Source organism: Deinococcus sp. KSM4-11 (assembly GCF_004801415.1).
Classification (GTDB): Bacteria; Deinococcota; Deinococci; order Deinococcales; family Deinococcaceae; genus Deinococcus.
In genome coordinates this window covers 370,757-397,173 of the sequence record NZ_SSNX01000001.1, presented here as the reverse complement: position 1 = coordinate 397,173, position 26,417 = coordinate 370,757, and the positions used below count along the sequence as shown (strand labels likewise).

32 protein-coding genes are annotated in these 26,417 nt (G+C 69.2%); 18 read left to right on the top strand and 14 right to left on the bottom strand.

Going from position 1 to position 26,417, the window contains the following annotated elements; genetic code table 11:
- Positions 1-155 precede the first annotated feature (155 nt).
- The 3 genes from E7T09_RS02010 to E7T09_RS02000 are packed head-to-tail and all read right to left on the bottom strand — an operon-like array spanning position 156 to position 2,360.
- Entirely contained in the window at positions 156-347 is a 192-nt protein-coding gene (locus E7T09_RS02010) for a hypothetical protein (RefSeq protein WP_136387461.1), read from the bottom strand.
- 22 nt (positions 348-369) lie between these two features.
- Complete coding sequence (gene mltG / locus E7T09_RS02005; protein ID WP_136387460.1) at positions 370-1,401, bottom strand: endolytic transglycosylase MltG; 1,032 nt, start codon at positions 1,399-1,401, stop codon at positions 370-372.
- Positions 1,398-2,360, bottom strand: a complete 963-nt coding sequence (locus tag E7T09_RS02000) for a carbohydrate kinase family protein (protein ID WP_136387459.1) — start codon at positions 2,358-2,360, stop codon at positions 1,398-1,400. The genes mltG and E7T09_RS02000 overlap by 4 nt, the downstream gene beginning before the upstream one ends.
- A gap of 91 nt (positions 2,361-2,451) precedes the next feature.
- Between E7T09_RS02000 and E7T09_RS22175 the strand changes: the two genes are divergently transcribed.
- Together E7T09_RS22175 and E7T09_RS01990 are read left to right on the top strand one after the other, a co-directional pair.
- A complete protein-coding gene (locus E7T09_RS22175) occupies positions 2,452-4,488 on the top strand; it encodes an ATP-binding protein (protein ID WP_240741568.1) in 2,037 nt (678 codons plus the stop codon).
- Positions 4,489-4,535: 47 nt separating this feature from the next.
- On the top strand, positions 4,536-6,596 hold the full coding sequence (locus E7T09_RS01990; RefSeq protein WP_136387458.1) for a cation:proton antiporter: 2,061 nt from the start codon (positions 4,536-4,538) through the stop codon (positions 6,594-6,596).
- A gap of 10 nt (positions 6,597-6,606) precedes the next feature.
- Here the strand turns inward: E7T09_RS01990 and E7T09_RS01985 are convergent, their stop codons facing one another.
- Together E7T09_RS01985 and gatB are read right to left on the bottom strand one after the other, a co-directional pair.
- Positions 6,607-7,251: a hypothetical protein gene (locus E7T09_RS01985; protein WP_136387457.1), complete on the bottom strand. Its 645-nt coding sequence runs from the start codon at positions 7,249-7,251 to the stop codon at positions 6,607-6,609.
- A complete protein-coding gene (gatB, locus tag E7T09_RS01980) occupies positions 7,248-8,675 on the bottom strand; it encodes an Asp-tRNA(Asn)/Glu-tRNA(Gln) amidotransferase subunit GatB (RefSeq protein ID WP_168734656.1) in 1,428 nt (475 codons plus the stop codon). Before gatB ends, E7T09_RS01985 begins: the two co-directional genes overlap by 4 nt.
- Positions 8,676-8,878: 203 nt before the next feature.
- Between gatB and E7T09_RS01975 the strand changes: the two genes are divergently transcribed.
- A complete protein-coding gene (locus E7T09_RS01975) occupies positions 8,879-9,118 on the top strand; it encodes a hypothetical protein (RefSeq protein WP_136387456.1) in 240 nt (79 codons plus the stop codon).
- A 32-nt stretch (positions 9,119-9,150) separates the two neighbouring features.
- Here the strand turns inward: E7T09_RS01975 and E7T09_RS01970 are convergent, their stop codons facing one another.
- The gene (locus tag E7T09_RS01970) at positions 9,151-9,534 is read right to left on the bottom strand and encodes a hypothetical protein (RefSeq protein ID WP_136387455.1); all 384 of its coding nucleotides are present in this window, start codon (positions 9,532-9,534) and stop codon (positions 9,151-9,153) included.
- Positions 9,521-9,802 (bottom strand): hypothetical protein, encoded by a 282-nt coding sequence (locus E7T09_RS01965; protein WP_136387454.1) that lies wholly within the window; start codon positions 9,800-9,802, stop codon positions 9,521-9,523. The genes E7T09_RS01970 and E7T09_RS01965 overlap by 14 nt, the downstream gene beginning before the upstream one ends.
- A gap of 371 nt (positions 9,803-10,173) precedes the next feature.
- On the opposite strand from E7T09_RS01965, the gene E7T09_RS22170 reads away from it, so the two are divergent.
- The 5 genes from E7T09_RS22170 to E7T09_RS01945 all read left to right on the top strand — a co-directional run bounded on the left by E7T09_RS22170 (position 10,174) and on the right by E7T09_RS01945 (position 14,065).
- Positions 10,174-10,854: a hypothetical protein gene (locus E7T09_RS22170; RefSeq protein ID WP_240741567.1), complete on the top strand. Its 681-nt coding sequence runs from the start codon at positions 10,174-10,176 to the stop codon at positions 10,852-10,854.
- Complete coding sequence (locus tag E7T09_RS01960; RefSeq protein WP_370293758.1) at positions 10,770-11,327, top strand: hypothetical protein; 558 nt, start codon at positions 10,770-10,772, stop codon at positions 11,325-11,327. Before E7T09_RS22170 ends, E7T09_RS01960 begins: the two co-directional genes overlap by 85 nt.
- A 362-nt stretch (positions 11,328-11,689) precedes the next feature.
- Positions 11,690-12,136 carry an SHOCT domain-containing protein gene (locus E7T09_RS01955; protein WP_136387452.1) on the top strand — a complete coding sequence of 149 codons (447 nt, stop codon included), beginning with the start codon at positions 11,690-11,692 and terminating at the stop codon, positions 12,134-12,136.
- A 67-nt stretch (positions 12,137-12,203) separates the two neighbouring features.
- Positions 12,204-12,875, top strand: a complete 672-nt coding sequence (locus tag E7T09_RS01950) for a response regulator (RefSeq protein ID WP_136387451.1) — start codon at positions 12,204-12,206, stop codon at positions 12,873-12,875.
- A 2-nt stretch (positions 12,876-12,877) separates the two neighbouring features.
- Positions 12,878-14,065 (top strand): cell wall metabolism sensor histidine kinase WalK, encoded by a 1,188-nt coding sequence (locus tag E7T09_RS01945; protein ID WP_240741565.1) that lies wholly within the window; start codon positions 12,878-12,880, stop codon positions 14,063-14,065.
- An 8-nt stretch (positions 14,066-14,073) separates the two neighbouring features.
- On the opposite strand, the gene E7T09_RS01940 is transcribed toward E7T09_RS01945, so the two are convergent.
- Positions 14,074-14,580: a MarR family winged helix-turn-helix transcriptional regulator gene (locus tag E7T09_RS01940; RefSeq protein WP_136387450.1), complete on the bottom strand. Its 507-nt coding sequence runs from the start codon at positions 14,578-14,580 to the stop codon at positions 14,074-14,076.
- A 62-nt stretch (positions 14,581-14,642) separates the two neighbouring features.
- Here E7T09_RS01940 and E7T09_RS01935 point away from each other — a divergent pair, with 62 nt between their 5' ends.
- A complete protein-coding gene (locus tag E7T09_RS01935) occupies positions 14,643-15,509 on the top strand; it encodes an EamA family transporter (RefSeq protein WP_136387449.1) in 867 nt (288 codons plus the stop codon).
- On the opposite strand, the gene soxR is transcribed toward E7T09_RS01935, so the two are convergent.
- Positions 15,502-15,939: a redox-sensitive transcriptional activator SoxR gene (gene soxR / locus E7T09_RS01930; protein WP_136387448.1), complete on the bottom strand. Its 438-nt coding sequence runs from the start codon at positions 15,937-15,939 to the stop codon at positions 15,502-15,504. The two genes, E7T09_RS01935 and soxR, sit on opposite strands and share 8 nt — an antisense overlap.
- A 110-nt stretch (positions 15,940-16,049) precedes the next feature.
- On the opposite strand from soxR, the gene E7T09_RS01925 reads away from it, so the two are divergent.
- The 8 genes from E7T09_RS01925 to E7T09_RS01890 all read left to right on the top strand — a co-directional run bounded on the left by E7T09_RS01925 (position 16,050) and on the right by E7T09_RS01890 (position 21,731).
- Entirely contained in the window at positions 16,050-16,730 is a 681-nt protein-coding gene (locus E7T09_RS01925) for a VOC family protein (RefSeq protein ID WP_136387447.1), read from the top strand.
- Entirely contained in the window at positions 16,727-16,951 is a 225-nt protein-coding gene (locus E7T09_RS01920) for a hypothetical protein (protein WP_136387446.1), read from the top strand. Before E7T09_RS01925 ends, E7T09_RS01920 begins: the two co-directional genes overlap by 4 nt.
- Positions 16,948-17,352 carry a VOC family protein gene (locus E7T09_RS01915; protein ID WP_136387445.1) on the top strand — a complete coding sequence of 135 codons (405 nt, stop codon included), beginning with the start codon at positions 16,948-16,950 and terminating at the stop codon, positions 17,350-17,352. The genes E7T09_RS01920 and E7T09_RS01915 overlap by 4 nt, the downstream gene beginning before the upstream one ends.
- Positions 17,353-17,499: 147 nt before the next feature.
- Positions 17,500-18,402, top strand: a complete 903-nt coding sequence (locus tag E7T09_RS01910) for a DMT family transporter (RefSeq protein ID WP_136387444.1) — start codon at positions 17,500-17,502, stop codon at positions 18,400-18,402.
- Position 18,403: 1 nt separating this feature from the next.
- Positions 18,404-18,907, top strand: a complete 504-nt coding sequence (locus E7T09_RS01905) for a hypothetical protein (RefSeq protein WP_136387443.1) — start codon at positions 18,404-18,406, stop codon at positions 18,905-18,907.
- Positions 18,908-18,992: 85 nt separating this feature from the next.
- Positions 18,993-20,444: an ATP-binding protein gene (locus tag E7T09_RS01900; RefSeq protein ID WP_136387442.1), complete on the top strand. Its 1,452-nt coding sequence runs from the start codon at positions 18,993-18,995 to the stop codon at positions 20,442-20,444.
- Positions 20,445-20,557: 113 nt separating this feature from the next.
- Positions 20,558-21,076, top strand: coding sequence for a hypothetical protein (locus tag E7T09_RS01895; RefSeq protein ID WP_136387441.1), 519 nt, complete (start codon positions 20,558-20,560; stop codon positions 21,074-21,076).
- Between the two features lie 7 nt (positions 21,077-21,083).
- Positions 21,084-21,731 (top strand): hypothetical protein, encoded by a 648-nt coding sequence (locus E7T09_RS01890; RefSeq protein WP_136387440.1) that lies wholly within the window; start codon positions 21,084-21,086, stop codon positions 21,729-21,731.
- Positions 21,732-21,787: 56 nt separating this feature from the next.
- Here E7T09_RS01890 and E7T09_RS01885 read toward each other — a convergent pair whose 3' ends face one another.
- The 4 genes from E7T09_RS01885 to E7T09_RS01870 all read right to left on the bottom strand — a co-directional run bounded on the left by E7T09_RS01885 (position 21,788) and on the right by E7T09_RS01870 (position 24,578).
- Entirely contained in the window at positions 21,788-22,330 is a 543-nt protein-coding gene (locus E7T09_RS01885) for a PolC-type DNA polymerase III (RefSeq protein ID WP_136387439.1), read from the bottom strand.
- An 18-nt stretch (positions 22,331-22,348) separates the two neighbouring features.
- Positions 22,349-23,245, bottom strand: coding sequence for a UV DNA damage repair endonuclease UvsE (gene uvsE, locus E7T09_RS01880; protein WP_255578409.1), 897 nt, complete (start codon positions 23,243-23,245; stop codon positions 22,349-22,351).
- A 2-nt stretch (positions 23,246-23,247) separates the two neighbouring features.
- Complete coding sequence (locus tag E7T09_RS01875) at positions 23,248-23,421, bottom strand: DUF2256 domain-containing protein (protein WP_136387437.1); 174 nt, start codon at positions 23,419-23,421, stop codon at positions 23,248-23,250.
- A gap of 68 nt (positions 23,422-23,489) precedes the next feature.
- A complete protein-coding gene (locus E7T09_RS01870) occupies positions 23,490-24,578 on the bottom strand; it encodes a 3-deoxy-7-phosphoheptulonate synthase (RefSeq protein ID WP_136387436.1) in 1,089 nt (362 codons plus the stop codon).
- 241 nt (positions 24,579-24,819) lie between these two features.
- Here E7T09_RS01870 and E7T09_RS01865 point away from each other — a divergent pair, with 241 nt between their 5' ends.
- Positions 24,820-25,476 (top strand): hypothetical protein, encoded by a 657-nt coding sequence (locus tag E7T09_RS01865; protein WP_136387435.1) that lies wholly within the window; start codon positions 24,820-24,822, stop codon positions 25,474-25,476.
- 70 nt (positions 25,477-25,546) lie between these two features.
- On the opposite strand, the gene E7T09_RS01860 is transcribed toward E7T09_RS01865, so the two are convergent.
- Positions 25,547-26,215 carry a response regulator transcription factor gene (locus E7T09_RS01860; RefSeq protein WP_136387434.1) on the bottom strand — a complete coding sequence of 223 codons (669 nt, stop codon included), beginning with the start codon at positions 26,213-26,215 and terminating at the stop codon, positions 25,547-25,549.
- Positions 26,216-26,417 lie beyond the last annotated feature (202 nt).

Genomic DNA, 26,417 nt, shown 5'->3' with positions numbered 1-26,417 from the left:
CGGCTGTCGACCTCCCGACGCAGAGTTGAGGCGCGTTCTACAGACGGAATCGGGGATTCAGGGAGCGACCTGCCGTCATGGTCGGTGCTGTTCTGACCGGGTCATCCGATCAGGCTGGCACCTCTGGGCACCCGATCTGCGAAGGGCCGCGCGATTCATGGGCGCTTCGGCCCGGCGGGGACATCGGATTCGCTGAGTCCCAGCGCGGCGAGAACACGGGCCCGGTTCCAACCGGTCAGGGCGATCAGGGCAGCCACGGCCTCCTCGAAGGCCGGCGTGCCGGGATCGAGGGCCCGCAGACGTTGCCACAACGCGTTGCGGCGCCGCAGGTTGACCTGAGGAGGCATGAACCTCAGTGTATCGGGCCGCTCAGCGGTACCTCGCCACGTCCCGGAGGTGCGCGGCGTAATCGTGGTTCACGTGGATCTTGCCGTCCAGGCCATGGACGAAGTACAGCGCGTCGCGGCCATCCGTCATCTTGAGGATGGGGTGGATCACGCTCTGCAGGGCGGCATTCCCGGGCGAGTTGATCGGTCCGGCTGGAAGACCCTGGCGGGTGTATGTGGAGTAGGGCGTGTCCTTCTTGAAATCCCCGGCGCTGCGGTCGAGGTCCGGCAGGTCCTTGCCCAGGCCGTAGGCTACGGTCGGATCGCTGCCCAGCGCGATGCCCTCTTTCAGGCGGTTCAGGAAGATGCCGGCCACGACGGGCATCTCCGCGGAATTGGCCGCCTCAGCCTGCACCATGCTGGCCAGGATCACCCAGCCGCGCACGCTCAGGCCCTGGGCCTTGGCCAGCGCGACGTTCGCGGGCGTGAACTCCTGGTTCATGCGCTCCAGCATGGTCTGCACGATCTGCCTGGGGGTTTCTTTCGGGCGGAGCGCATATGTGTCCGGGAAGACGAAGCCCTCGAGATCGGGCTGCTTGCCCTTCGCGTAGGGACTCAGCGCCTCATCCTTCAACACGGTCAGCACGGCCGCGCCATCGAAGCCGGCCTTCGCGAAGATCGCGGGCATGTCCTTGATCCGTCGTCCCTCAGGGATGGTGACGTTCACGGTGGGCAGACGGGCCGGGCCGGCGAGTGTAGCCGCGACCTGATCCACGGTCATGCGGCCCGTGAGATCGTACAGACCCTCCTTGAGTTTTCCGGCCGTGCCGTTCCTGTCCATGACGTAGCGCAGCACCCGTGCATTCTTCACGATGTGCTTCGTTTCCAGCGTGCGGGCGACCATGGGCAGCGAGTCGCCCGGCTTCACGTCCAGCGTGTACGGAGCGCCTCCTGCCGCGCCGAACAGGCCGCGTACATACACATACACGCCCCCCACAGCCGCGGCGACCAGGAGGACGATGGCCAGCAGCACCCACACCCACCACGGTGTCCGGCGCCGGGCCAGGCGGGTCACGGGCTCTCCTGCAAGGCCTGGGCCAGGATCAGCCGCGCCCGCAGATCGTCATCGGCCGGAGCGCGTGCCCCGAAGCGCGACACCACCCAGCCGCCGACCTGCACGGCCAGGTGGGCCGCCCGTTCGGGATCGCCGTGCCGCAGCCAGCCCGCCAGGAACGCGCCACCGAAGGCGTCACCGGCCCCGGTGGCGTCGATCAGGGGATCACGGGTCGCGGGCACCTGCACGCGCGGGCAGGTCGGCCCCTCGATCATCACGCCGTCCTCGTCCATCTTGAGCACCACCAGTGCGTGCGGGTACCGGTCGCGGAGCCACGCGAGCGCGCCGTCCGGGTGACGTTCGCCGCTCATGGCCCGCGCCTCGTCGTCGTTCGGGAAGATCACGTCGAAGGGAACGGCATCCACGATCCTCAGGAAAGTTTCCCGGCCCATCTGCTGAATCATCTGGAACGAGCCCGGATCGAGGCTCAGCGTGGCGCCCGCGTCCTTGGCGGTGACCGCCGCCTGTAGGGCGGCCGCGCGCGGCGGATCCCGGAACAGGCTCCACGCGGTCAGGTGCAGATGCCGTGCTTGACGCAGCACCGGCAGCGGCAACTCCTCTGGCAGCAATTCCCAGTCCGCCCCCTGCCCGGTGAGCATGGCGCGCTGGCCGCGCCGGTCGATCAGCGCGAGAATCACGCCGGTCGGGTGCTCGTCAGTGAGGGTCAGGGCGACCTGCACACCTTCGGCCCGGAGTTCCGCCGTGGCCAGTTCACCGAACCGGTCTTTGCCGATCTTGCCGATGAAAGTCGCCGGGAACGCGCACCGCTGGGCCCAGACGGCCAGGTTCGCGGCGCTTCCCCCACCGGACAGCTCCATGCGGCCGGTCGTGTCCCCGCCGGGCAGCAGCATGGTGTCAGGTTTGGCGAGCACGTCCCAGGCGAGATCGCCCAGGGACACGAGGGGAATGCGGTCAGTCATGGTCAGCGTGCAGCATAGCGTCCCAGCGCACAGACCCGGCGCAGGCCGCTCTACGCTGCTCCCTCTTTGACGCTACGCTGGCCGGGCGCCTATGCCGCCGTCCCAGATCCCGTCACTCTCCCACGCCCAGCTGCGTGCTCTGCAAGAACGTACCCGCGAACAGCCCGACGCGGTGGTGCACGAGGCCACGGCGCTGCTCGCCACAGCCCAGCAGGCCGGGGATCGCCGGGCCACCGTCGCGGTCATGACGGCCCTGGGCACCGGGCTGCTGCTCACAGGCGAGCATGCGCGGGCCAGCGAGACCTTCAGCGAGGCGTTGGCCCTGGCCAGTGGCGATCCACAGAGTGAGGCACGGGTGCTTTCGTCAAGACTCGCGCTCTTCGTGAGGCTGGGCGATACCAGCGCCGTAGAGCACGATACGGAGCGGCTCACCGTCACCCTGGGTGCCCTAGACGATCCCAACGAGAAGACGGCTGCCTTTAACATGCTGGCTGGAGTCGCGTTTCGGCAGGGGCAGCCTTCGGAAGCGGGCCGGTGGCTCGATCAGGCACGACGCTGCGCCCTGGAGTCCAACGACATGATCGGGGCGACCCTCGCGGCCACGAACGCGGCCATCGTCCATATCGAACTCGGCCACTACGGTGCGGCGTTCACCGCCCTCCGCGAGGCGCTCCGCTACTCGGATTCGCCACAGACGGCCGACGTCGTGCAGGCGCAGCACGTCCTACTCTACTCGCGGCTGGGCCAGTTCGAGCGGACGCTGTCGGTGATCGATCAGCACCTCGAACGCCGTGGCCAGACATTGCCGGCCGTGACCCGGCAGATCTTCCTGACCAACCGCGCCGATACCCTGGTGTGGCTTGGGAGACCTGCCGAGGCGGCGGAGGTCGTGGAGCGCCACGGCCTGCATCTCCATCCTGGGCAGCGGCTTGCGGCGGAGGCAATGGATACGTTGGGGCGTGTGTACTCCCTACTGGCGCGAACGGACGAGGCGCGCGACCTTCTGCAGCGGAGCGTGGACGGCTTCACGGCCGCCGGGGGACCCCAGGACACGGTTCGGCCCCTGACGAACCTGGCCGAACTGGAGCTGGCGTTCGATCCCAGCCTGAGCCTGTCAATGACCCGGCAGGTTCTGGAACTGCTGGGCGACGATCCACCGCAGGAGCAGCTGGCCCGGATCCTGCGCCTGCAGGCGCGGGCGCACGCGGCCTCCGGCGACTACCGCCTGGCGTACGAGGTCAGCGAGCAGCACCGGGCCTTGCAGGAGGATCTGGATCGCCAGCAGGAACAGCGTCGGCTGGAGGTGGCCTTCGCGGAGCTCGAACACGAGCGCATCGAGGCGACGGCCCGGATTCAACGCGAGGCCCTGCGTGATGCCCGGGAGGAGGTCGCGGAGCTGTACGCCCACCTGGAAGCGCGGGTCGAGGAACGCACGCGAGAACTGCAGCTGGCGAATGAGGAGTTGCGGGCCTTCTCCCGCTCCGTGAGTCATTACCTGCGGACACCCATGCAGTTGATCGTGGGCTACGCCGCGCTGTTGGAGCAGGTGCCTGCCGAGCCGAGGACGCGGTACGCGTACGCGATCATCGAGTCGACCGAGCGCATGGCCGAGGTGCTGGACGGCCTGTTGACCTACGCGACCCGTGGCGGCGTTCCTGTCGACTTTCAAGACGTGGATCTCGCCCAGACTGTGGAACTGGCGTGGCTGGATCAGGGGCTCGCGCCGCCCGTGGCGGAGCTGGACATGCTCGCCTTGCCGCCGGTGCGCGGCGATCCGGCAGCGCTGCGGGTGGCGTTCGGGAATCTGCTGCACAACGCCGTGAAATTCACGCGGGGTCGGCCCCGGCCCCAGGTGCAGGTGAGGGCCGACCGTGGGCCAGGGGTAGTGGTCGTGGAGGTGCGGGACAACGGGGTGGGCTTCGACCCATCGGACGCCACGCGACTGTTCGGCGCGTTCGCGCGCCTGCCCACCGTGACGCGCTTCGAGGGGCTGGGACTGGGGCTGGCTGACGTGTGGCGGATCGTAATCGCGCACGGTGGGCACGTGCGGGCCGAGGGCCGTCCGGGGGAAGGCGCGACGTTTTTCGTGACGCTGCCGGCCGCCGTTGACGCGACTGGCAGGGCCTAACGCACGCCGCGGTCTGACAGCGGGCACGGAGTGCGGCATGCTGAGGTATGCGCTTTCTTTGCCCGAGCCCTGTCCTGCTGATGCTGCTCTCCGGCGCGGCGGCGGCCTCCGCTCCCGCCGGGGCCGCCCACACCGGCCCGCCTGAATTCCTGGTGCAGCTCACGCTGCTGCTGGGCGTCTCGGCGCTGGCCGCGTACTCGTCATTCCGGCTGCGGCTGATTCCGATCATCGGGTTCCTGGTCGCGGGCGTGATCGCTGGCCCCGGCGCCCTGGGCCTGATCCGCGACCCGGCGCTGATCACGGCCGCGTCGGACGTGGGGGTGATGCTGCTGCTGTTCACCATCGGCATCGAATTCAGCCTGGAGCGCCTGTCGCGGATCGCGCGGCTGATCTTCCTGGGGGGCGGCCTGCAGGTCGGCCTGACGGTGCTGGCGGTGGCCGGGGCGCTGCTGGCCTTCGGTGTAGGCGCACAGAATGCCGTGTTCACCGGCTGCCTGATCGCCCTGTCGAGCACGGCGATCGTGATGCGGGTGCTGGGCGAGCGCGGCGAGACGAACGCCCGCACCGGTCAGGTGTCCCTGGGCATCCTGATCTTCCAGGATCTGGCCGTGGTGCTGATGGTGCTGCTGATTCCCATGCTGGCCGGGCAGGGCGGTGGGGTAGGCGGCGTGCTCCTGGCGCTGGCGAAGGCGGCGGGAATCATCGCTTTCGTGCTGGTCGCGGCGCGGCGGATCGTGCCGCCGGTCATGGAAGTCGTGGCCCGCACGTGCAGCGCCGAGATCTTCCTGCTGACCGTGGTGGCGCTGTGTTTCGGCACGGCCAGCCTGACGGCCCTGGCGGGCGTGAGCCTCGCGCTGGGCGCGTTCCTGGCGGGCCTGCTGGTCAGCGAGAGCCGCTACGGCGCGCAGGCCATGGGTGAAATCCTGCCGCTGCAGATCCTGTTCAGCGCCGCGTTCTTCCTGTCGGTAGGCCTGCAGCTCGACCTGGGCTTCCTGATCCGGAACCTGGGCCTCGTGCTGGGGGCGGCGGCCCTGATCGCGCTGCTGAAGATTGCGGTGTCGTTTGTCAGCGTGCGCCTCCTGGGAGAACGCACCCGCACCGCCCTGCCGGTGGCCTTTCAGCTCGCGCAGGTCGGGGAGTTCTCGTTCGTGCTGGCCACGACCGGCACCGCCCTGGGCCTGAGTTTCGCGGGCATGGGCCAGCAGGGCAGCGGCGTGTTCATCGCCGCGACGGTGCTGCTGATGGCCTTCACGCCCGCCCTGGGCGCTCTGGCCGGTCGCCTGACCGCACACCTGCCCGCTCCCGCCCCGGCGTCCGGATCGGGGAACGGAGAGCAAGGCACGCCAGGCCACGAGGGGGAGTCGCACGGCCTGCCGGTCGCGGGGCGCGTGATTTTTGCCGGGTACGGACCGCACGCCCGTCTCGCGGCCCGCGCGCTGAGCCGCGCCGGGAAACCGTACTCGGTGATCACCCGCAGTCCCGACGGCGCCAGTGAACTCCAGGGACGCGGCGCGCCCGTGCTGATCGCGGATTACACCCGCGCGGGCCTGCTGCGCGAACTGGACATCGGTTCAGCCAGCGCGCTGGTGATCGCGGACGACGACACGGAGATGACCGAACGCGCCGTGAGCGTGGCCCGCACGGTGGCCCCACAACTGACGATCATCACGCAGGCGACCACCAGCGAGGGCTTTCAGGGGTTACAGGCCCTGGGCGCGCAGCATGTGCTCAGCGCGAAGAAGGAGATCGTTGCGGGCATCCTCGACCTCGTCACGCCCCCCGAGGTCACGCGGGCCGACATCATGCGCCACCTCGCGGAGCATCCGCCGGTCACGCTGAGCGCCACGCAACGCGCCGAGTGTGAGCATGCAGAACAGAACGCCGGGCCGATCACGCCCGAGTCGGACGTGTGCCTGGAATGCGTGGCGCTGGGCGACACCTGGGTGCACCTGCGGGTGTGCATGACCTGCGGACATGTGGGCTGCTGCGATTCCAGCAAGAACCGGCATGCGACCCGGCACGCGCATGCGCAGCGCCATCCGATCATCCGGTCTGCGGAGCCCGGCGAGACCTGGGCGTACTGCTACGAGCACGGCTGGACGAAGTAGCGGGTGGGCGTCAGGGGGCCATCGGTGGCGGCACGGCCCGGAGCGAGAGCAGCATGGCGGCCGTGTCCAGCAGGGCGTGCAGGCCGTAGACGACCATGCTGGTCACGTCCAGCGAGTCGCCGCCGGACAGTCCCGCGATGGGCACCACGTTCACCACACCCAGCGCGAGGCTCAGCGCGGCGGCGGCATTCAGCCACTGCGCGAGGCGCACTCGACCGAGCGCCTCGTTCGGCGTGACCGCCCAGCGGGCCAGGGTGCCGAACACGGCGTTCTTCGCGAAGATGAACGCCCCGCTGATCGTGACCAGGGCCGTCACCGCGACCGGACTGGCTGTCTCGGCCAGGCCGGAGGCGAGGGACAGCAGCAGCAGCAACCACATCGACAGGCGCAGCGAGGTTAGCCATGGCAGCCCCACGCGCAGGGCGCGCAGGACGCCGTCGGTGTCGGGCACGGCCTCCTCGGCGGTGTAACGGGTGAACACCTGCGTCCACCACACCAGAATCAGGCCCGCCAGCATGGAACGCAGGGCCTCGAGCACCGCCACAGCGTCGAGCGTCCCGGCCCGCCACAGCGAGTACGCGGCCAGCCCGAAGGTCGCCACGACCAGCGCCCACAGGGAGGCCAGGGCCGCCGAGCGCCACGAGGTGGGCGTCACAGTCCCAGCTTGGCTTGCAGTCTCTCGCGCACCACTTCGGGTTTGGCTTTTCCGCCCATGGCCTTCATGACCGGGCCGAACAGGGCGTTCATGGCCTTGGCATTCCCGCCCCGCACCTTCTCGACGGTGGCCGGATCGGCCGCCATGGCGTCATCGATGGCCGTGTCGATGGCCCCGGTGTCGGTCACGACGCTCAGGCCGCGTTCCTGCACCAGCGCGGCGGGATCGCGGCCGGCCATGACGTCGGGCAGCAGTTCCTTGGCGATCTTGCCGCTGATGGTGCCCGCGTCAATCAGGTTCACCAGCGCGGCGAGATGTTCAGGCTTCAGGTCGCTCTCGGCAAGGCTGCGTTCCTGCGCGGCGAGCAGACCGGCCACATCGCCCAGCAGCCAGTTCGCGAGCTTCTGCGGATCGGCTCCCTCGCCCGCCGCCCGGTCGTAAAAGTGTGACAGGGGCACGCTGAGGCTCAGCGTCTGCGCGTCGGACTCGCGCACGCCCGCCGCGAGGTAGCGTGCCAGCTTCTGCACGGGCAGTTCGGGCATGCGCGCCCGCACCCGCGCGATCCACTCGGGCGTGATGTCCAGCGGCGGCAGATCCGGCTCCGGGAAGTAGCGGTAGTCGGCCTCGCCCTCCTTGGTTCGCATCAGGAAGGTCTTCTGGCCGCCCTCGTCCCAGCCCAGGGTGTCCTGCGTGATCCGCCCGCCTGCGTCCAGAATCCGCGCCTGCCGAACCGTCTCGAACTCGATGGCGCGGGCCACGCTGCGGAACGAGTTGAGGTTCTTCACCTCGCATTTCGTCCCCCACGGCTCGCCGGGCTTGTGCAGGCTGAGGTTCACGTCGCAGCGCATCTTGCCTTCCTCGGGCGTGGCGTCGCTGACCCCCAGCGCCTGCGCGATGGCCTGCACGCTCTCCAGAAAGGCGCGGGCCTGCTCGGCCGTGGTGATATCAGCCTCCGTCACCATTTCCAGCAGGCTCGACCCGGCGCGGTTCAGGTCGAGGAGCGAGTACGGCGCGTACGTCGGGTGCGTGAGCTTGCCCGCGTCGTCCTCCAGATGGGCGCGCTTGATCCGGACGCGGCTCACCTGGCCGCCGTCCAATGTCACGTCAAGGAAGCCGTCCCGCGCGATGGGCCGGTCGTACTGCGAGAGCTGGAAATTCTTCGGCGCATCCGGGTAGAAGTAATTCTTGCGGTGAAACTGCGTGAAGCCGCTCACGTCGCAGTTCAGGCCCAGGCCGAACATCATGGCCAGCTCAACCGCCTCGCGGTTAAGCGTGGGCAGCGTGCCGGGCAGACCCAGCGTGAAGGGATCGGTGAAGGTGTTCGGCTCCGCGCCGTGGTACTCCTGCGGGCACGCGCTGAAGATCTTCGACCTCGTCTTCAGTTGCAGGTGAACTTCGAGGCCAATGACCGCCTGATACGACATGAGCAGCAGGATAGCGCCGGTCACGTGAACGCAGCCAACGGCGGTGGGTGAACGCGGCCCGTCGCCTGTCAGTGCACAGGCCATCTTGCTGAGCGGCCAGATGCGCCACGTGGCCCACGCGCCAGAACTGGACATGCCGCACGATGGTCTTACCCCCCTTCGACCTCTTGCCGCCTGCCCGCGAACCGGCGAAGGAGCACGTGATGAAGTTCATAGGCAGCGACTGGAACAGGTGGCAGGTGTACGAACACGCGCAGGCCCGGCACGCTCAATTCCTCAGGGAAGCGCGCGACGCTCGGCTGCTTGCCGCTTCCACAGCGGATCGGGTGTCCCACACCCCGCTCCTGCGCCGCATCTGGCACGTTCTGACCAGGACAGTGAACGGCCAGATGGGCCAGCAGGCGTCCACGTCTGTACCGGACGGAGCCGATCCCCTTGCCTGATGGGCGAGGCGACGGGTAGGGTCTCGCCGCCTCTACCGCTTCTCCACGGGCAGTGGCACAACGAAACCCGCCCGCGCCCCTGCACTGTCGATCACCTCGGGCGGGTAGTAGTGGGCCAGCATGCCCGCATCGAACAGATCTGGATTCCGCGCCTCGAAGGCCTCCCAGCTTTCATCCCTGTCCAGTCGTTCCAGTACCAGCAGCGTCCACGCGACGGTCTGCGTCTCGTGGTACTTGTCGCTCAGGCCCAGGCTGTTCGCGAGAACCCGCAGGCCAGAGCGGAACTCGGCCAGGGCGGACAGCGCGGGCTGCTCCCGTATCAGCGTCCAGATGACGTACACGTGCGCGGCGTGCCCGAAGTGGCCAAACCGGGCGGTGGCCTGAGCAAAAGCGATCTGGAAGTCACCGGTCGTCATGGGCGTCCTCCACGAGCCGATGGCTGTCCTCGGCCCGCAGGGTCAGGCCGTACACGGCGCGCAGCCGCTCGACCTGGTTCAGCGTGTCCGGGTTGGTCAGGGCGGCCTTGCCGTCCAGGGCATGCAGGGCCATGCCTTCAACGAGGTCGCTGAGACTCAGGTCGAGGTACTCGGCGAGGCCCTTGAGCACCTTCAGGAGTCGCTTTTCGACGCGGATGCCGGTCTGCACGCGCTCGATACTCTGCGGTCTGGAATCAGGTTCGGTCATGGGAACACCTCATCTCGAGTATATCTGTACATTAATATATCTATACCCTGCTCTCCAGCAGCTGGGCTTTCTAGGAGGCAACGCGCGTGCATGAACCGGCCTAGGCCTTCCGAACGCACCGCACCGGCACAACCTCCGCAACGCCTGACTGCGGCGTGACCCGACGGGCCTCAGGCTCATGCCAGAAGGGGGAACATTGCAGCGACAGCCATGACGACCCGATGCACGACATCCCCTGGGCAGTCCGGTCGATCCACCGCAGATCAGGTCGGCCGCTTCCATCCCGCCCGCCAGAGCAGGCTCACCACACCAGATGAGGGAGACCCCACATGATCAGACGAGCAGACCAGCGTGTCGAAGCTGTGCAGAGCATGACCACACTCCGCCTTCCGACGGCGGCGGCCGTCCTGTCGCTGGTGATGCTGACCGCCTGCGGCGGCGGCACGTCCAAGCCCACGCCGAACCCGATTCCCCAACCCACGCCAACCCTGACCTTCACGACTGTGGACACCATTGCCGGGAAGGTCGGCGTGCGCGGAAGCCAGGATGGTAAGGGCAGCGACGCCACCTTCAACTACCCGGTCGGTCTGGCCGCCACCGGCGCGGCCGGCGCCACGAACGGCGAGGTGTTGCTGTACATCGCGGGACTCACCGAGAACATCCGCTACGCGCAGGTGGGGTACGCCGACAATCCTGTGGGGACGGCCATCGGCATCGGCCAGAGCGGCAGCGTGGACGGCGACGGGAGCACGGCCAAAGTGCGCGCCCCGCAGGGCATCGCGGTGGGCTACGACTCGCCGGCCTACGAGGCCTACGCGTATTGGACGGAGGACGACAGCTGCGTGGTGCGCAAGCTGACGTCCTACCCGCTGAACGGCAACCGCAAGGCCGTGACCGTGGCCGGCCGTACAGTTGCGGCGCCGCCGACGGCCCCGTCAGCAGCGCGAAGTTCAACCGGCCGCGCGGCATCGTCGCCAACACCCGCACCGGCGAGGTGTTCGTGGCCGACACCTCCAACTACACGCTGCGGCGCATCTACGGCAATTCCGTGAGCACGCTCGCAGGGGTCGCCGGGCAATCGGGCAACACCGACGGGGTAGGCGGCGCGGCCCGCTTCAGCTCCCCGGTGGGCCTGGCAATGGACCGTCAGGAGAACCTGTACGTCACGGACTACAGCACGGTGCGCAAGGTCACGCCGACCGGCGAGGTCAGCACCGTGGCCGGCACGACCGACAAGACCGGCTTCCAGGACGGCAAGGGCGCGGCCGCGCTGTTCGGCCGGCTGGGCGGCATCGCCGTGGACGAGAACGGCACGATCTACTTGGCCGACACCGGCAACCACTGCATCCGCCTTATCATCGCGGACGGTACCGTGAGCACCGCCGCTGGCCTGTGCGGCATTAGTGGTGCCGCCGACGGGAACATCAACGCCGCGACCTTCGACGAACCGGTGGGCCTCGCATACTACGGCAAGCGGCTGTACGTCTCAGACAGCACCAGCCAGACCATCCGCCGCATCCGCTGAGCAGGCTAAGACGGCCACCAGGATCTCCAAGGGATCACGTGGGCTGACCTGTCGAAGAGCAGGCCACCCACGTGCTCCCTCCTGACGCTGGAGTAGGCGCCTACAACTCGCCTGAACCCGACCGCCTGAACTGTCAGGCGGTCGGATTCTTCCAGCTCGCACGACAGCGGTGAATCCGGTCACTCTCGGGGAATCGACCTCACCGGCGGCCTGGGAAGGCCAACCCTTCACACCATCTATCGCGTGCCCGTTCACACGGCGTTCACACGCGCTCCCCCTGCGCTTCACGCCCCTGGAACTAAGGTCTGTGCAGGCAGGGATGGCCCCTGCACCCGCTCAGGACATTAAAGGAGAACTTGAACATGGACGTCATCATCAACAACCCCGCCGCCACCCCACTGCCCGCGCAGAGCTACGCTCCGATGCAGGCCACGCCGTACGGCTACGGCCCAATGGCCTATGGGCCCTACCACGAGCACCACGGCCCCGGCTTCCTGCTGCCGCTGCTGCTGCTCGGCGGCTTCCTGCTGTTCAAACGTCGCCGCTTCATGGGCCGCCGGTTCATGGCGGGCGGCCCGGGCAGCGCTCTGGACGGCCAAGAGATGGCCGCCGATATGCGCGACAGGCTGCGCCGCCACCGCGACCGCTTCGTGAACGATTCCGCGCTGCACATCGCCCGGGAGCGCTACGCCAAGGGTGAGATCAATGCCGACGAGTACGAGGCGCTGCGCCGCACCTTGGGTGGCGAACCCCGCCCGGATCGGCCCAGCCCGGATCGCGCCGGTTCTGACGGCGATCTCAAGATCTGACAGGATCTCAGCAGTAAAGGGCGGTGAGGAGTGTTTCACCGCCCGTCTTCGGGGAGAATGAACGGCGATGAGCACCATCCTGATCGTGGAAGACGAACCCCGGCTGGCCGACATCCTGGAGGTGTACCTGCGCCGCGAGGGCTTCCACACCGAACGGGCCGGGGACGGGCGCCGCGCGCTGGAACTGTGGCGCGCAGCCCGCCCGGCCCTGATCCTGCTCGATCTGATGCTTCCCGGGGTCGACGGTCTGGAGGTCGCGCGGCGCGTGCGAGCAGAGTCCGGAGTGCCGATCATCATGCTGACGGCACGCGACGAGGAGGTGGATCGCCTGCTGGGCCTCGGGATCGGGGCCGACGATTACGTGGTGAAGCCGTACAGTCCGCGCGAGGTCGTGGCGCGCGTGAAGGCCGTGCTTCGCCGTGCGGGCGGCGTGACCGAGGTCACCGGGGCGCTGCACGCCGGGCCGCTGATGGTGGATACGGCGGCCTTTGACGTGACCCTGCGCGGGCAGGCCCTGGACGTGACGGTGGCCGAGGTTCGGGTGCTGGCCCTGCTGGCCCGCGAGCCGGGCGTGGTGCGTACGCGGGCGGAACTGCTGGCGGCCCTGGGCGGCCTGGAACGCGGCACGGACGAGCGGACGGTGGACGCCCACTTGAAGAACCTGCGGCGCAAGTTCGGCGACGACGCGGCGCTGCTGGACACGGTGCGGGGCGTCGGCTACCGCCTGCGGGTGGGCTAAGGGTGGGAAAGACGCAAGAACGCTTGAGGGCACGCCGCCGGGTGCAGCTGCGTCACCTGGAGGGGTGGCCGGGCCGCCCGCGCGGGAAACGCCGCCGCTGGGGCCTGCGCAACCGCCTGGGCCGGGCCTTCACGCTGACGGCGCTGCTGGCCGTGATCCTCACGACCGGCATGACGGTGGGCACGACCATGCAGGTGCTCGCGCAGTTCCGGCCCGAGACGTCGGTGACACTCACGGCGGCCGACTGGGACGCGCTGGTACGGCAGGCGGGGCACACCATCATGGGCGGCGCGATCCGCGCAGCGATCGTCAGCACGCTGCTCTCGACGGTGGTGGCGGCGCTGATCACGCGGCAGCTCACGCTTCCACTGCTGCGCCTCGCCGACGGCGCTGGACGCCTGCAGGCGGGGGAACGGGGCGTGACCCTCCCGGTGCCGCCCAGGAACGACGAACTGCGCGCCCTGACCCTGGCCTTCAACGAACTCACCGTCAGTCTGGCGCGGCAGGAGGCATGGCGGCGCGGGCTGGTGGCCGATATCGCCCACGATCTACGGACGCCGCTGTCGGTCATGCGCTCGGAGATCGAGGCCATGCAGGACGGTGTGCAACCGCTGAATGGCGCGGCCCTGGGACGGTTGCACGGCGAGGTGCTGCTGCTCGCGCGGCTGGTGACGGACCTGCGCCTGCTGTCGCTGGCCGAGGGGGGCGCGCTGAGCCTGGCCCTGCAACCCGTCAACGCGGGCGAGACGCTGCGCGCTCTGGCCGACGCCCACGCGCGGCGGGCCGCCGAGGCGGGCGTGAGTCTGAGCGTCCAGGCTGGCCCCGCCGTGACCGTCCAGGCCGACCCGGATCGTCTGCGGCAGACCCTCCAGAATCTGCTGGACAATGCGCTGCGGTACGCCGCGCCGGGGGCAGTGGAGCTGGGTGCCGCGACCTCGGGGGACCGCGCTGTGCTGACGGTGCGGGATCACGGCCCCGGCTTCGCGCCGGATTCTCTATCGCGCGCCTTCGAACGCTTCTACCGCGCGGATGCCAGCCGCACGCGCGATCCGCAGGGGCGGGCCAGTTCGGGCCTGGGCCTCGCCATCGCCCGCGCGCTGACCGAGGCTCAGGGCGGCACCCTGGACGCCCGGAACCACCCGGGCGGCGGCGCGGAGTTCACGGTGACCCTGAATACGCCTCCCTCCTGAACAGCGCGTCAGACGAGCCCGTTCGTCTCGGCATGGTCGATGAGTTTCCGCAGCAGCGTTTCGAGCTGCGTGATCTCGGCAGGCGTGAGTGGGGCGAGCAGGTTCTCCTCGAAGGCCAGATGCTCCGGGAGGTGCGCGCGGATCACGTCGCGTCCGGCGTCGGTCAGGGCGATGCGCCAGGAGCGGCGGTCGTCGGGGTCAAGGGTGCGGGTGAGGAGTCCACGGTCTTCCAGTCGGTCGGTGCTCCCGGTGATGGTGGCGGGCGATACGGCCAGCAGTGCGGCGAGTTCACTGGCCGGAAGGCCCTCCTCGGGCGCGGAACGGTACAGCGTGAACAACAGGTCACGGGTGCCGGAGGTGAGTCCGGCGCGGGCAGCGGTGGCACGGACGGCGTCCCCCAGCAGGCTCTGCGCCCGGCTGAGGGTGATGAAGGTGAGCATCGGCGCGGTGGACAGGTCGGGTTCCCGCTCCCGCCAGTCCTGGCGGATGCGGTCGAGCAGGGCCAGGGTCGTCATGCCCGGAGTGTACCCAGGTCGGTGCTTGCCCTCACAATATTTTATATGTAAAGTTTTTATATATGAAGCGTCCCGATCCACTGACCCTGGCGGCGCTGGCTCCGCTGAGCTGGGGGACGAGCTACCTCGTGCTGGGGCAGCTGCACCCGCTGGGGCCGGTCACGGTGGCCATGCTGCGCGCCCTGCTGGCCGGACTCCTGCTCCTGCTGCTCGTGCGCGCCCTGCCGCGCGGCGCATGGTGGTGGAAGAGTCTGCTGCTCGGGGCGCTGAATTTCGGGCTGTTCTTTTCCACGCTCTTTCTCAGCGCCAGCCGCCTGAGCGGCGGAGTGGCCGCCACCCTGGGCGCGGTCGGGCCGCTGCTGATCATCGTGTTCAATCTGGTCGCGCTGCGCCGGCGGCCTACCCGGCACACGCTGACGGCGGCGCTGCTGGGGCTCCTGGGGGTGGCCCTGCTGGTGCTCGGGCCGGGGGCGCGTCTGGACACCTGGGGCGTGATCGCCGGTCTGGTCAGCGTGGTGGCGGCCTCCGGCGGGTACCTGCTGAGCAGCGCGTGGGGCACACCGCCCGCCACGTCCATGCTGTCGGTCACGGCGTGGCAGCTCACCTGGGGCGGTCTGCTGCTCCTGCCGGTCGCGCTGCTCTCGGAGGGCGTCCCGACCATGCCCACGGGTGCGCAATGGCCGCTGCTGGCCTACATGGTCGTGATCACCACCGCGCTGGCGTACGCCCTGTGGTTCCGGGGCATCCAGCACTCGTCGCCGGTGCAGGTCTCGCTGCTCACGCGCCTGAGTCCGGCCACGGCCATCGTGACCGACCTGCTCCAGGGCCGAACCCTGAGCGCCGTGCAGTGGAGCGGCCTGCTCCTGATCGCACTGAGCTTCCTGCCGGAACGCCGCCCCACCGTCCCCGCCCACCCCGAAATCAGCTGAGTTTGTTTCCGCCCGGATGCTCGCGCGCGTACCCGTCGTCCGGATTGTGCAGCGCGCACGTCTCCAGCGACAGGCACCCGCAGGCGATACACCCGCTCAGGTCATCGCGCAGCCGCTGAAGCGCGGCGATCTGCTCGTCCAGCCGGACCCGCCAGCGCGCGGAGAGGTTCGCCCAGTCGGCCGGGGTGGGCGTCCGGCCCTCAGGCAGCGTGTCGAGCGCGGCGCGGATATCGGCGAGCGGCACCCCGAGCCTCACGGCCGCGCGGATGAAGGCGAGGCGGCGCAGCGTCTCCCGCGCGTACCGGCGCTGGTTTCCAGCCGTCCGCACGCTGCGGATCAGGCCCTCGCGCTCGTAGTAGTGCAGCGTCGGGATGCTCAGGCCGGACCGGGCGGCGAGCTGGGCGGGCGGCAGGCTGGAGTCGGTGGACACTTGACCTCAAGTGTACTTGAGGTTCTAGGGTGGAGGCATGACCGCACGGCACGCTCCCGGTTCAGCCGCCCGCCCGTGACCCCAGGCCGCTCTCCCCCACCGGAGCCCCCATGCACATCGAGCACCTGACCCTGCACGCCTGCGACCTCAGCGCCCAGCGCACCTTCTACGCCGGAACACTGGGCCTGGTGGTACTAGAAGACACGCCGGAGCGCCTCACCGTCCGGGCGGGAACGACCCTCCTGACCTTCGCGGCCGACCCCACCCACGACGCCTTCTCGCACGTGGCCTTCGACATTCCCCGCAACCGAGCAGACGAAGCGAAACGGTGGCTGGAAAGCCGGGTACCGGTGCTGAGGGATTCAACAGGCAGAGATCGCGTGCTGCCCTCAGACCGCTGGAACACCACGAACGTGTACTTCGACGACCCGGCGGGCAACCTGCTGGAATTCATCGCCCGGCACGACCTTCCGAACGACCACACCGAACCCTTCGGCCCGGAAAGTGTGCTGCACGTCAGCGAGCTGGGACTGGTCGTGCCGGACGTGACCCTGGCCGTCCATGACCTGGGTGAGCGCTTCGGCCTGCGGCCCTTCAACGGTCAGAGTCCGACCTTCACGGCCATCGGCGAGCATGACGGCATGCTGATCGTCGTGCCGCATGGGCGCGGCTGGATTCCCGTGGCGCGGCCCGCCTTACCCGCACCCTTCGAACTCGCCTTCCGCACGGGCACGCAACATCAGGTGCTCCGTAGTGAAGTGCTGCCCCGCCCCCTAAGGAGCCTGCCATGATCCCTTCAGCCCGGTTCTCCAGCCTCGGTCAGGTCAAGTTGCCCAGCGCGGCACACGACAAATTGGTGCAACAGGTGCGGCCCACTCCTGATCTGCTGCGCCAGCAGCCCGGCGTCGCGCACGATTTCGGGCTGGGACAACCCTTCGACTACTGCACCCTGCTCTCCACACCGAGCATCCGCGCTGACCTGGGCGACTACCGAGAGCTTCGCGGCGCATGATTCCCGATCTATCTGCGAGCACGCACGTCCGTCTGGCCCGACCCTCCCTGAACCTGACGGCCGCCGAGCGGTTCTACGTGGAGGGGCTGGGCCTGAGCGTCCTCTACCGCAGCGCCGAGGACGCCTTCGCCGACCTGCTCATGCTCGGAATTCCGGGCGCGGGCTGGCATCTGGAGTTGACCCGGCCCAGGAAAAACGCTCTTCAGCCAACACCGACGGGCGAGGATCTGCTCGTGCTGTACCTGGGCCGTGTGCCCGACCCGGAGACGCTGGCCCGGTTGGAGGACTGCGGTGGGCGGCGCGTTCCGGCGGAAAATCCGTACTGGGAACAGTGGGGCGTGACCATCGCCGACCCGGATGGCTACCGGCTGGTGCTGTGCCAGCGCTCCTGGTCGGCCTGAACCCACGCGGGTCTGGGTTGCTTCAGAGCCACCTGCCAGCCTTCGCGACCACAGCGGGCGGCGTCGGGGTGCTTCACTCCTAGCCCCGCAGCTGTTCCAGTCGGGCAAAAAGCGAACCCAGGGTGGCAGGATGCTCTAGCCTGCCGTATGTCCCGTGCGAAATCCGTGTTCCTGGCCGCCGCGCCGCTGCTGTTCGTGGTGCTGTGGAGCACAGGCTTCATCGGAACCAAGGGAGCCGCGCTGAATGCCGATCCCTTCGCCTACCTGACCCTGCGGTTCACCGTGGCTGCCGCCCTGATGGCCCTGCTGACCGTGGCCCTACGCGCGCCGTGGCCGACCCGGGCACAGGCGGGCCGGGCGGGGATCACGGGCCTGCTGCTGCACGCCGGGTACCTGGGCGGCGTGACCACGGCCATCTGGCTGGGTCTGCCCGCCGGGATCACCAGCGTGCTGGTGGGCCTGCAACCCCTGCTGACCGGTCTGATGTCGTGGCCGCTGCTGGGTGAGCGGGTGTCGACCCGGCAGTGGGTGGGGCTGGCGCTGGGGTTCGCGGGCATGCTGCTGGTCGTGGAGGGCCGGGTCGGGGGCGGCGGCGTGATCAGTCACGGAGCGCTGGTCGCCGCGGTGATCGCGCTGGCGTGCACCACGGCGGGCACGCTGTACCAGCGGCGGGTGGGGGCAGAGATGCCGCTGCTGGGGGGCACGTCGGTGCAGTACGTGGCGAGCGCCGCCGCGCTGGGCCTCGTGACTGCAGCGCGCGGCGGGGGTGTGATCCACTGGAACACGGAATTCATCGTGTCCCTGACATGGCTGGTGCTGGTGCTGTCGGTCGGCGCGATCCTGCTCCTGATGACCCTGATCCGCGACCTGCCCGCCGCCCGCGTGGGCAGCCTGTTCTACCTGGTGCCGCCTCTGGCCGTGCTGGAATCGTGGCTGCTGTACGGCGAACGCCTGAGCGTGACCTCGCTGGCGGGGCTGGCCCTGTGCGTGGCGGGGGTGGCCCTGGCTGCGGCGCCGCAACCTTCGCGTGCCCCGGCGCGTACCTCCTGACATGGCGAACCTGAACGGACGCATCGGCGGCATCACCCAGGGCTACGACCTCCACGGCGACTGGAATGGCGAGCGCCTCTCCGGACGGATCGGCGGGCGCTTCGAGGGCAAGGACATCCACCTGACCCTGCGCGGCGGTGACATCGACGGCCGCATCGGCGGTCACTTCGCGGGTTTCGATGCCGATGGCGACGTGACCCCGGAGCGGGTGGACGTGCGGCTGGGCGGCCGCATTGACGGAGACGACGTGCACCTGAGCATCCAGGGCGACCGAGTCGAAGGGCGCTACTCGGGCCGCATCGCGGGCAAGGATGTGCGGCTGACGGTGGACGGCGACTCCCTGCATGGCCGGATCGGCGGGGTGGTGGACGGCAAGGACGTGCACCTGGAACTCGGCGGCGTGCCGGTCGAGGTCGCCGCCCTGGCCGCCGTCTGCGCCTACAAGGCGTTGGAGGACGAGCAGGCGTCGGACGCCGCTGCGGCCGCGTCCCACAGCCCGAGCTGAACGGGAGGCCACGCAGCCGTCTGACACAAGGACCGCCACCACCCGCACATTCCCCCTGACGGGTGCGTGGTAGCGTCCGCGCAAGATGACAGTGATTGCAAGGGCCAGAACGCTCGGTGAACTTCTCAATACGCCCGAATACGCCGGGCGTAAACCCTTCGACGGCAAGATCCGCCTGGTGCAGGACGAGGTGCGTGAAAACCTGACCCGCAAGCTCCGCGCGGGCGAGACCCTCTTCCCCGGCGTGGTCGGCTACGACGACACCGTCATTCCGCAGCTGGTGAACGCGCTGCTGGCACGGCAGAACTTCATCCTGCTGGGCCTACGCGGTCAGGCGAAGAGCCGCATCCTGCGCGCCATCACCGGCATGTTGGACGACGTGGTGCCGGTGATCGACAACGTGGACATGCCGGACGATCCCCTGAACCCGGTGGGCGCCGAGGGCCAGCACCTGCTGGAAGCGCACGGGCTGGAGCTGCCGATCCGCTGGCTTCCCCGCGCCGACCGTTACGTGGAGAAGCTGGCGACGCCCGACGTGACGGTGGCCGACCTGATCGGGGACGTCGATCCCATCAAGGCCGCGCGCCTGGGCACCAGCCTGGGCGACACGCGCAGCATGCACTTCGGGCTGCTGCCGCGTGCCAACCGGGGCATCTTCGCGGTGAACGAGCTGGCCGACCTCGCGCCGAAGGTGCAGGTGGCGCTGTTCAACATCCTTCAGGAAGGGGACGTGCAGATCAAGGGCTACCCCATCCGCCTGGAACTGGACGTGATGCTGGTGTTCTCCGCGAACCCCGAGGACTACACGGCGCGCGGGAAGATCGTCACGCCGCTGAAGGACCGCATCGGCAGCGAAATCCGCACGCACTACCCGACCGATGTGAAGCTGGGCATGGACATCACCGCGCAGGAGTCCGTGCGGGCCGAGCACGTGGTCGTGCCGCCCTTCATTTCCGAGTTGATCGAGGAGATCGCCTTCCAGGCACGGGAAGACGGCCGCGTGGACAAGATGAGCGGCGTGTCGCAGCGCCTGCCCATCTCGCTGCTGGAGGTGGCCGCCGCGAATGCCGAACGCCGCGCCCTGGTCGGGGACGGCGAGGCCGTGGTGCGCGTGAGCGACGTGTACGCCGGGCTGCCCGCCATCACCGGCAAGATGGAGCTGGAGTACGAGGGTGAGCTGAAGGGAGCCGACAGTGTGGCCAAGGACGTGATCCGCAAGGCTGCCGGGGCCGTGTACGGCCGCCTGCTGGGCAGCGCCGACACCAAGGAACTGGAGAAGTGGTTCGAGGCCGGGAACGTCTTCCGCTTCCCGCAGTCGGGGAACGCCGGGGCCGCCATGAAGGCCACGAAGGAAGTGCCGGGCCTGACCGAATTGTCGGCCGAGCTGGCCGAGAGCCAGAGCGACGACGTGCGCGTGGCCGCCGCGGAGTTCATCCTGGAGGGCCTGTACGGCCGCAAGAAGCTCTCGCGTGCCGAGGAGCTGTACGCCGCGCCGGAACCCGAAACCCGCCAGCAGCGCGGCGGCCGCTGGAACTGAGGGCCGTTTCACTCCGAGACCCCCGGGCCTTCACCTGAAGGTACCGGGGGTGTTCCGTGGGTGAGGCGCGGGTCACTCACCTGCCGGCGCACGGAGCCGCTACCCTGGTAGGGATGAAGCGAGTGGCGTTCCTGCTGGCGCTGGTGTCGGTGGCGGGCGCGGCGGCCCCACCGACCCCTTCACCGTTCACGCTGAACACCCGCTGGACGCTGGACTTCCGGCAGGCGAACACGGGCCGCAGCCTGAGCCGCACAGCGTTCACGGTGGTGAGCGTGGAGCAGTCGGCGGGCACCACCACCGCCTTCGGACTGGTTCGGGGCGACGCGGCCTTCAGCGTGGTCACCGTCATGAACGCCCAGGACGGCACACTGACCGTCACGGCGCTGCTTCCGCTGGCCGGAACGCCCCGCCAGATCCGCATCTGCGCCTTCGGGACGGATCGCCCGCCCCTGCGCAGCGGCCTGACCGTGACTGTTCCAGCCAGCCAGCTCGGGCAGGCGCTGGGCTCCCTGCGGCGGCAGTGGACGGCCGTGCGTGCCGACCGGCCGCAGTCGTCCACGCTGGCCGTCCTGAGGGTCGCGGCCGGAACCACCACCGACGGCGCGATCTGCACGGTGCGCCGCGCCCTGTAACGCCCGCATGCTGGCCGCTGGTCTGGGCGACCTCGTGGCGTACCACGCTCCACTGTCTACGTTCCAGCGTGAGCAGGGCGGCGCCACCACCCTGCTCACGCCGGGCGTGAACGTGCTGGCCCTGAACGCCACGTTCCTGCCAGACGATCCTTCGGACGTGGACATGACGGCCGTGCGTGACTGGCACGAGGGTCAGGGGGTTCCGGTGCTGGTCGCATCCACAGGCCCGGTGCCCGGCGCGCGTGCGGTCGCCCGACTGCGGGTCGGCACCCTCACCGGCATGGACGCCGAACTGGAGGCCGGCGTGGTCGTCGAGCAGGTCTCCCGGCTGACCCTGCCCAGTTGGGCGCGCGTGCTGGCCGAGGCCCACGGAACGCCGGGCTGGGCGGACGCCCTCGCGCAGCACCTCGCAGTGCGGCTGGAAGGCGACCGGGACGCCGCGCTGCTGCTCGCGTACCGGGAGGGGACACCAGTGGGCGCGCTGCTGTGGCGATCCAGCGGGGCGGCACACCTGTGGGGTTCGCTGGATCGCCGGGCGACCAGGCCGCTGCTGAGGGCGGCGGCAGAACTGGGCGGCCCGCTGCGGGTCTCCGAGGTCGGGCAGACCCTGCCGCTGGACGACGCTCAGGAGATCATCTACTCACTGCTGGACTAACCCGGATCAAGTGCTGACGAACGCTCGGTTCGATGGCGAACGCTTGGCACTCCGGCCTACGCCCGCACCTGCAACATCTCCAGCAGTCGCACGTACGCCTGGGCGGTCACCTGCACATCGCCAAACGAGCGGTGACGGCCTCCTGGCGCGAAGTTCAGGCCCAGCCGGTCGGCGAGTACCGTCAGGTTATGCGCCCGTTCTTTCGGGAAGGCGCGGCGGGAGAGCTGCACGGTGCAGTGCTCGGCCGACGGTTTCCAGGTCAGGCCCAGGCGGGCGGCGTTGGCGCGCATGAACCCGCCGTCGAAGCCGATGTTGTGCGCCACAACGGCATCCCCGCCCACGAAGTCCAGGAATTCCGGAAGCACCTGATCGATGGTGGGCGCGCGGCACACCATGTCGTTGCTGATCCCGTGCACGCGCTCGGCATGCCACGGAATCAGCAGCGGATCGCCCGCCGCGTTCGTGGGTCTCACGAGCGTCTCGTAGCGCAGCGTCTCGTCGATCCGGCCGTCCACCACGCGCAGCGCGCCGATCTCGACGATGCCGTCACGCTCGGGCGACAGGCCCGTGGTTTCCAAGTCGAACACGACGACGTTCACGTGGCCCAGGGTAGCGCGTCAGGCCCGGCCCAGCAGCGCGGCGATGGCCTCCTCCTTGCCCTTGGCCTCGACCTCGATCCAGGGAACGTCCGCGTAGGCGCTGGGCACGGCCGTGATCAGGTGGCTGTGCCGGCGGTCCTGAGGGCCGTCGATGCCGGTGCTGAGGTGTACGACCTGCCATGCGGGCGGCGTCCACGTTTCACGGGCGGCCAGCACCCACGACCTCACACTGGGGTGCTCGAAGTCCGGCAGGCGATCGTGGACGACGTGGTGGTGCGCGTCGAACACCAGGGGCACGCCGGTGGCCTGGCACACGGGCAGCAGCTCGGCGGGGCTGTACGCCCGCTCGTCGTTCTCCAGTGCCAGGCGGGTTCTCACGCCGTCCGGCAGATCCGGGATGACGGCCTGGAGTTCGGCGCTCCGGCCCCCCTTGCCGCCGTGCAGCAGCAGGAAATTCCATGGACTGCGTTCCAGCCCCAGGCCGTCCATGACGCGGGCATGGGCGGTCATGGCCTTCACGCTGCGCTCCCGCACGTCCGGACTATCCGAGTTCAGCACGATGAACTGATCCGGGTGCATCAAGACACGGATGCCCGCATCCAGAAAGCCCTGACCGGCGGCACGCAGTTCCTCAGAAAGACTGTCCAGCACGGCTGCGCCGGTGTCGTCGCCGTCCAGGTCGAGCATGGGGAACAGGGCGGAACTCAGGCGGTACATGCCGATGCCCCGCGCGGCGCAGAACGCGGCGGCCGAGCCGGTGCGGGCGATGTTGTGCGCGTAGATGTCGCGCAACGCGGCCTCCCGCGCGCCGGGATCGAGCTGCTGGTAGCGGGTGCGGGTCACCGTGCGGAAGCGCAGTTCCGGGCCGACCGTCATGCACACCAGCCCCCAGGTGGGCGCCGGGGAAGACGGCACCGTCACGGGACGACCTTCTTCGCAGCGGCGCGGCAGCGGTCGGAGCAGTACTTCACGTGCTCCCAGTCGCGTTCCCATTTCTTGCGCCACGTGAAGGGTCGCCCGCACACCGCGCAGACCTTGCTGGCCCGCTGCGAGGGCGGGCGGCCCCCGCCGGGAGTGGTTCGTCCGGTCATCCTCCCACCATGACGCAGGCCCCGCCACGGAACCGTAGGCGGGGCCAATGTTGGCAGTCAGGCAGCGCTCAGCCCTGCACGGTCTCGCGGGCCAGGGCCGCGTGCGCCTCCAGCAGCAGCGCCTCGGTCTCGTCCCAGCCCACGCAGGCGTCCGTGACGCTCACGCCGGGGATCAGGCTGGACAGGTCCGCCGGAATGGGCTGCTTGCCGCCCACGAGGTTGCTCTCCACCATCAGGCCCTTGATCGCACGCTGTCCGGCGGCGCGCTGGTGCATCACGTCGCGCCACACCAGGCCCTGGCGGGTGTGGTCGCTGCCGCTGTTGGCGTGCGAGCAGTCCACCATCACCGCCGGGGTCAGGCCGGCGGCGGTCATCAGGTCGGCGGCCTCCTTCACAAACTGTGGGGCCGAGTTCGGGCCGCTGCGGCCCCCACGCAGGATCACGTGGCCGTCGGGGTTCCCCAGCGTGTGCACGATGCAGGCCTGTCCGTCGTCGTCCACCGTGAAGAAGGCGTGCGGCGCGCGGGCCGCCACGATGGCGTCCACCGCGAGCTTGATACCCCCTCCGGTGCCGTTCTTGAAGCCCATCGGGGCCGACACGGCGCTCGCCATCACCCGGTGCGTCTGGGACTCGGTGGTGCGGGCACCGAGGCACGCCCACGCCACGGCATCGAACAGGTATTGCGGCGCGAAGGGGTCGAGGAGTTCGGTGGCGACCGGCAGGCCCAGTTCACTGACCTCGATCATCAGCTTCCGGGTCAGTTCCAGGCCGCGGTTGATGTCGTTCGCGCCGGTCATGTCTGGATCGAGCAGGTAGCCGCGCCAGCCCACCGTGGTGCGCGGCTTGTCCACGTACACCCGCATCTGCACCTCGATCCTGTCCTTCACGCGTTCGCGCAGGCCGGCCAGGCGGTGGGCGTACTCGACCGCCTGTGCATGGTCGTGAACCGAGCAGGGGCCCACCACGACCAGCAGCCGGTCGTCCCGGCCGTGCAGGATGTCCTGCGCCGCGCGGCGCCCGGCGAGCACGGTACGCTCGGCCGACGCGGTCAGGGGGTGCAGGGCCTTCAGGGCGCGGGGCGTGATCAGGGGCGTGAACCCGGACACGTTCAGGTTCTCGGTGCGTCCTGCCTGGATATTCGGATCGGGGTGCGTCATGCGGGGACGGTCCTTTGCCATGCTGGCGGGAAGAGACGCGCCCGGCGGCCTTGTGGGCTCACCGGGCGGTGGGGTCGTGATCAGCGCGAAGGCTAGGCCCGGTGGAACCGGAACCAATAAAAGAACGCGCTGCAAGACTGCATGCCTGGAGTGTAGCCGCGCACCCCGTCGGGCAGCCGGGGTGGTCTAGGACAGCAGCAGCAGGCGCAACTTTCGCGCTCCGGGCCGCGTACTGGAGGGAATGAAGCGTTCCCTGACCACCGTGCTCACGACCCTGGCCCTGCTGGGCGGGCTGGCCGACGCAGCCCGGCGCAGCGGTGGCAGTTTCGGCGGTAGCCGCAGCGTGCCCAGAACCAGCGTGCCGCGCGTCTCGATCCCCCCCAACACCGCTCCCCGACCCTCTCCAAGCCTGCCCAGCCGCTCGTCGGCGTCCAGCCAGCGCAGCGCGGCGCTCCCGAGCACGGCCAGCGTGCGCTCCAGCCCCGCGAACCGGGCCGCCGCCGCCGGTGTCACGCCCGCGCAGGTCAGCGCGTGGAAGAGTGCGCCGCTGCCCGCCGGAGTACCCCGCACGGCCCTGACATATTCGGCCACCCGCAGCAGCGCGTACCCGTACCAGCTTCAGAACGGTCGGTACTACCCCTACCCGCAGTCCTACTACCGCAGCCGGAACATCGGTGCCGACCTGTTCCGTTACGCGGTGATCTTCATGGCGGTGGATGCCATCGCGGGCGCGGTCGCCCCGGACCGGGTCGTGCCGGTCGGAGCGCCCACCACCGGGAACGTCGTCACGCCAGCGGCATCCGGCCCGAACGTGTGGGGGTACGCGGGCGTGGGACTGCTCGCGGCTGGAGCGGCGTGGGTCGTATTCGGCCGCCGCACCAACGGGCGCCGAAGATAGCCCTCCCGTGGGAAAGCACATGAACCGGGCCACATCCATGAACTGGAGTGGCCCGGTCAATCCTTGACGCTCAGGGGGTTTTCAGGGCGTATCCGATCCCGCGCACGGTTCGGATGATGCCGTACCCGTCGAGGTCGCGCAGCTTGGCGCGCATGTTCGCCATGTGGACGTCTACGACGTTGCTGTTGCTGGGCAACTCTCCGTTCCAGACCTCGCGCTCGATCTCCTGGCGGGAGTACACGCGGCCCGGCTGACGGGCCAGGAAGGTCAGAAGGTCGAATTCCTTGGGCGAGAGGCGCACCTCGTGGCCGTTGTAGTGGCACAGGCGCTTCTGCGGGTGAATCTCCAGCGCCCCGATCGAGATGACCTCGCCGTGCTGCTGGTGGCGGAGCTGCACCTTCACGCGGGCGACGAGTTCCTCCGGGTGGAAGGGCTTCGTCATGTAGTCGTCCGCGCCGGCCTCTAGCAGGTTCACCTTGCGATCCACGGCGTCCATGGCGGTCAGGATGATGATGGGCACGCTGCTCGTCTTGCGCAGCCGGCGGGCGATCTCGGCGCCGTCGAGATCCGGCAGGCCCAGGTCGAGGATGACTAGATCCGGGGTGCTCTCGCGCGCCGCGGTCAGACCGGTCACGCCGTCCGGGGCGCTCAGCACCGAGTATCCAGCCTGTTCAAGTTCGTACTGGACAACGCGGGTGATGTCCGGGTTGTCCTCGATCAGTAGGATTCGCTGCTCCATAAGTGCCCGTGTGTCTCCTTTTGGGGTAGGGCCCGAAGGACTGCCGACGCCTCAGGGCTGGTGACGCCCTGGATGATCCCTTCACCCCGTCGTGCAACATCAGTTTTGCCAATCGTAGGGGCCACGCCGGGGGCGCAGTCCCAACCGCGATTTAGGCTCCCTTAACAGCCGATGGAATCGGTCAAGCGTTCACACCGCGTTG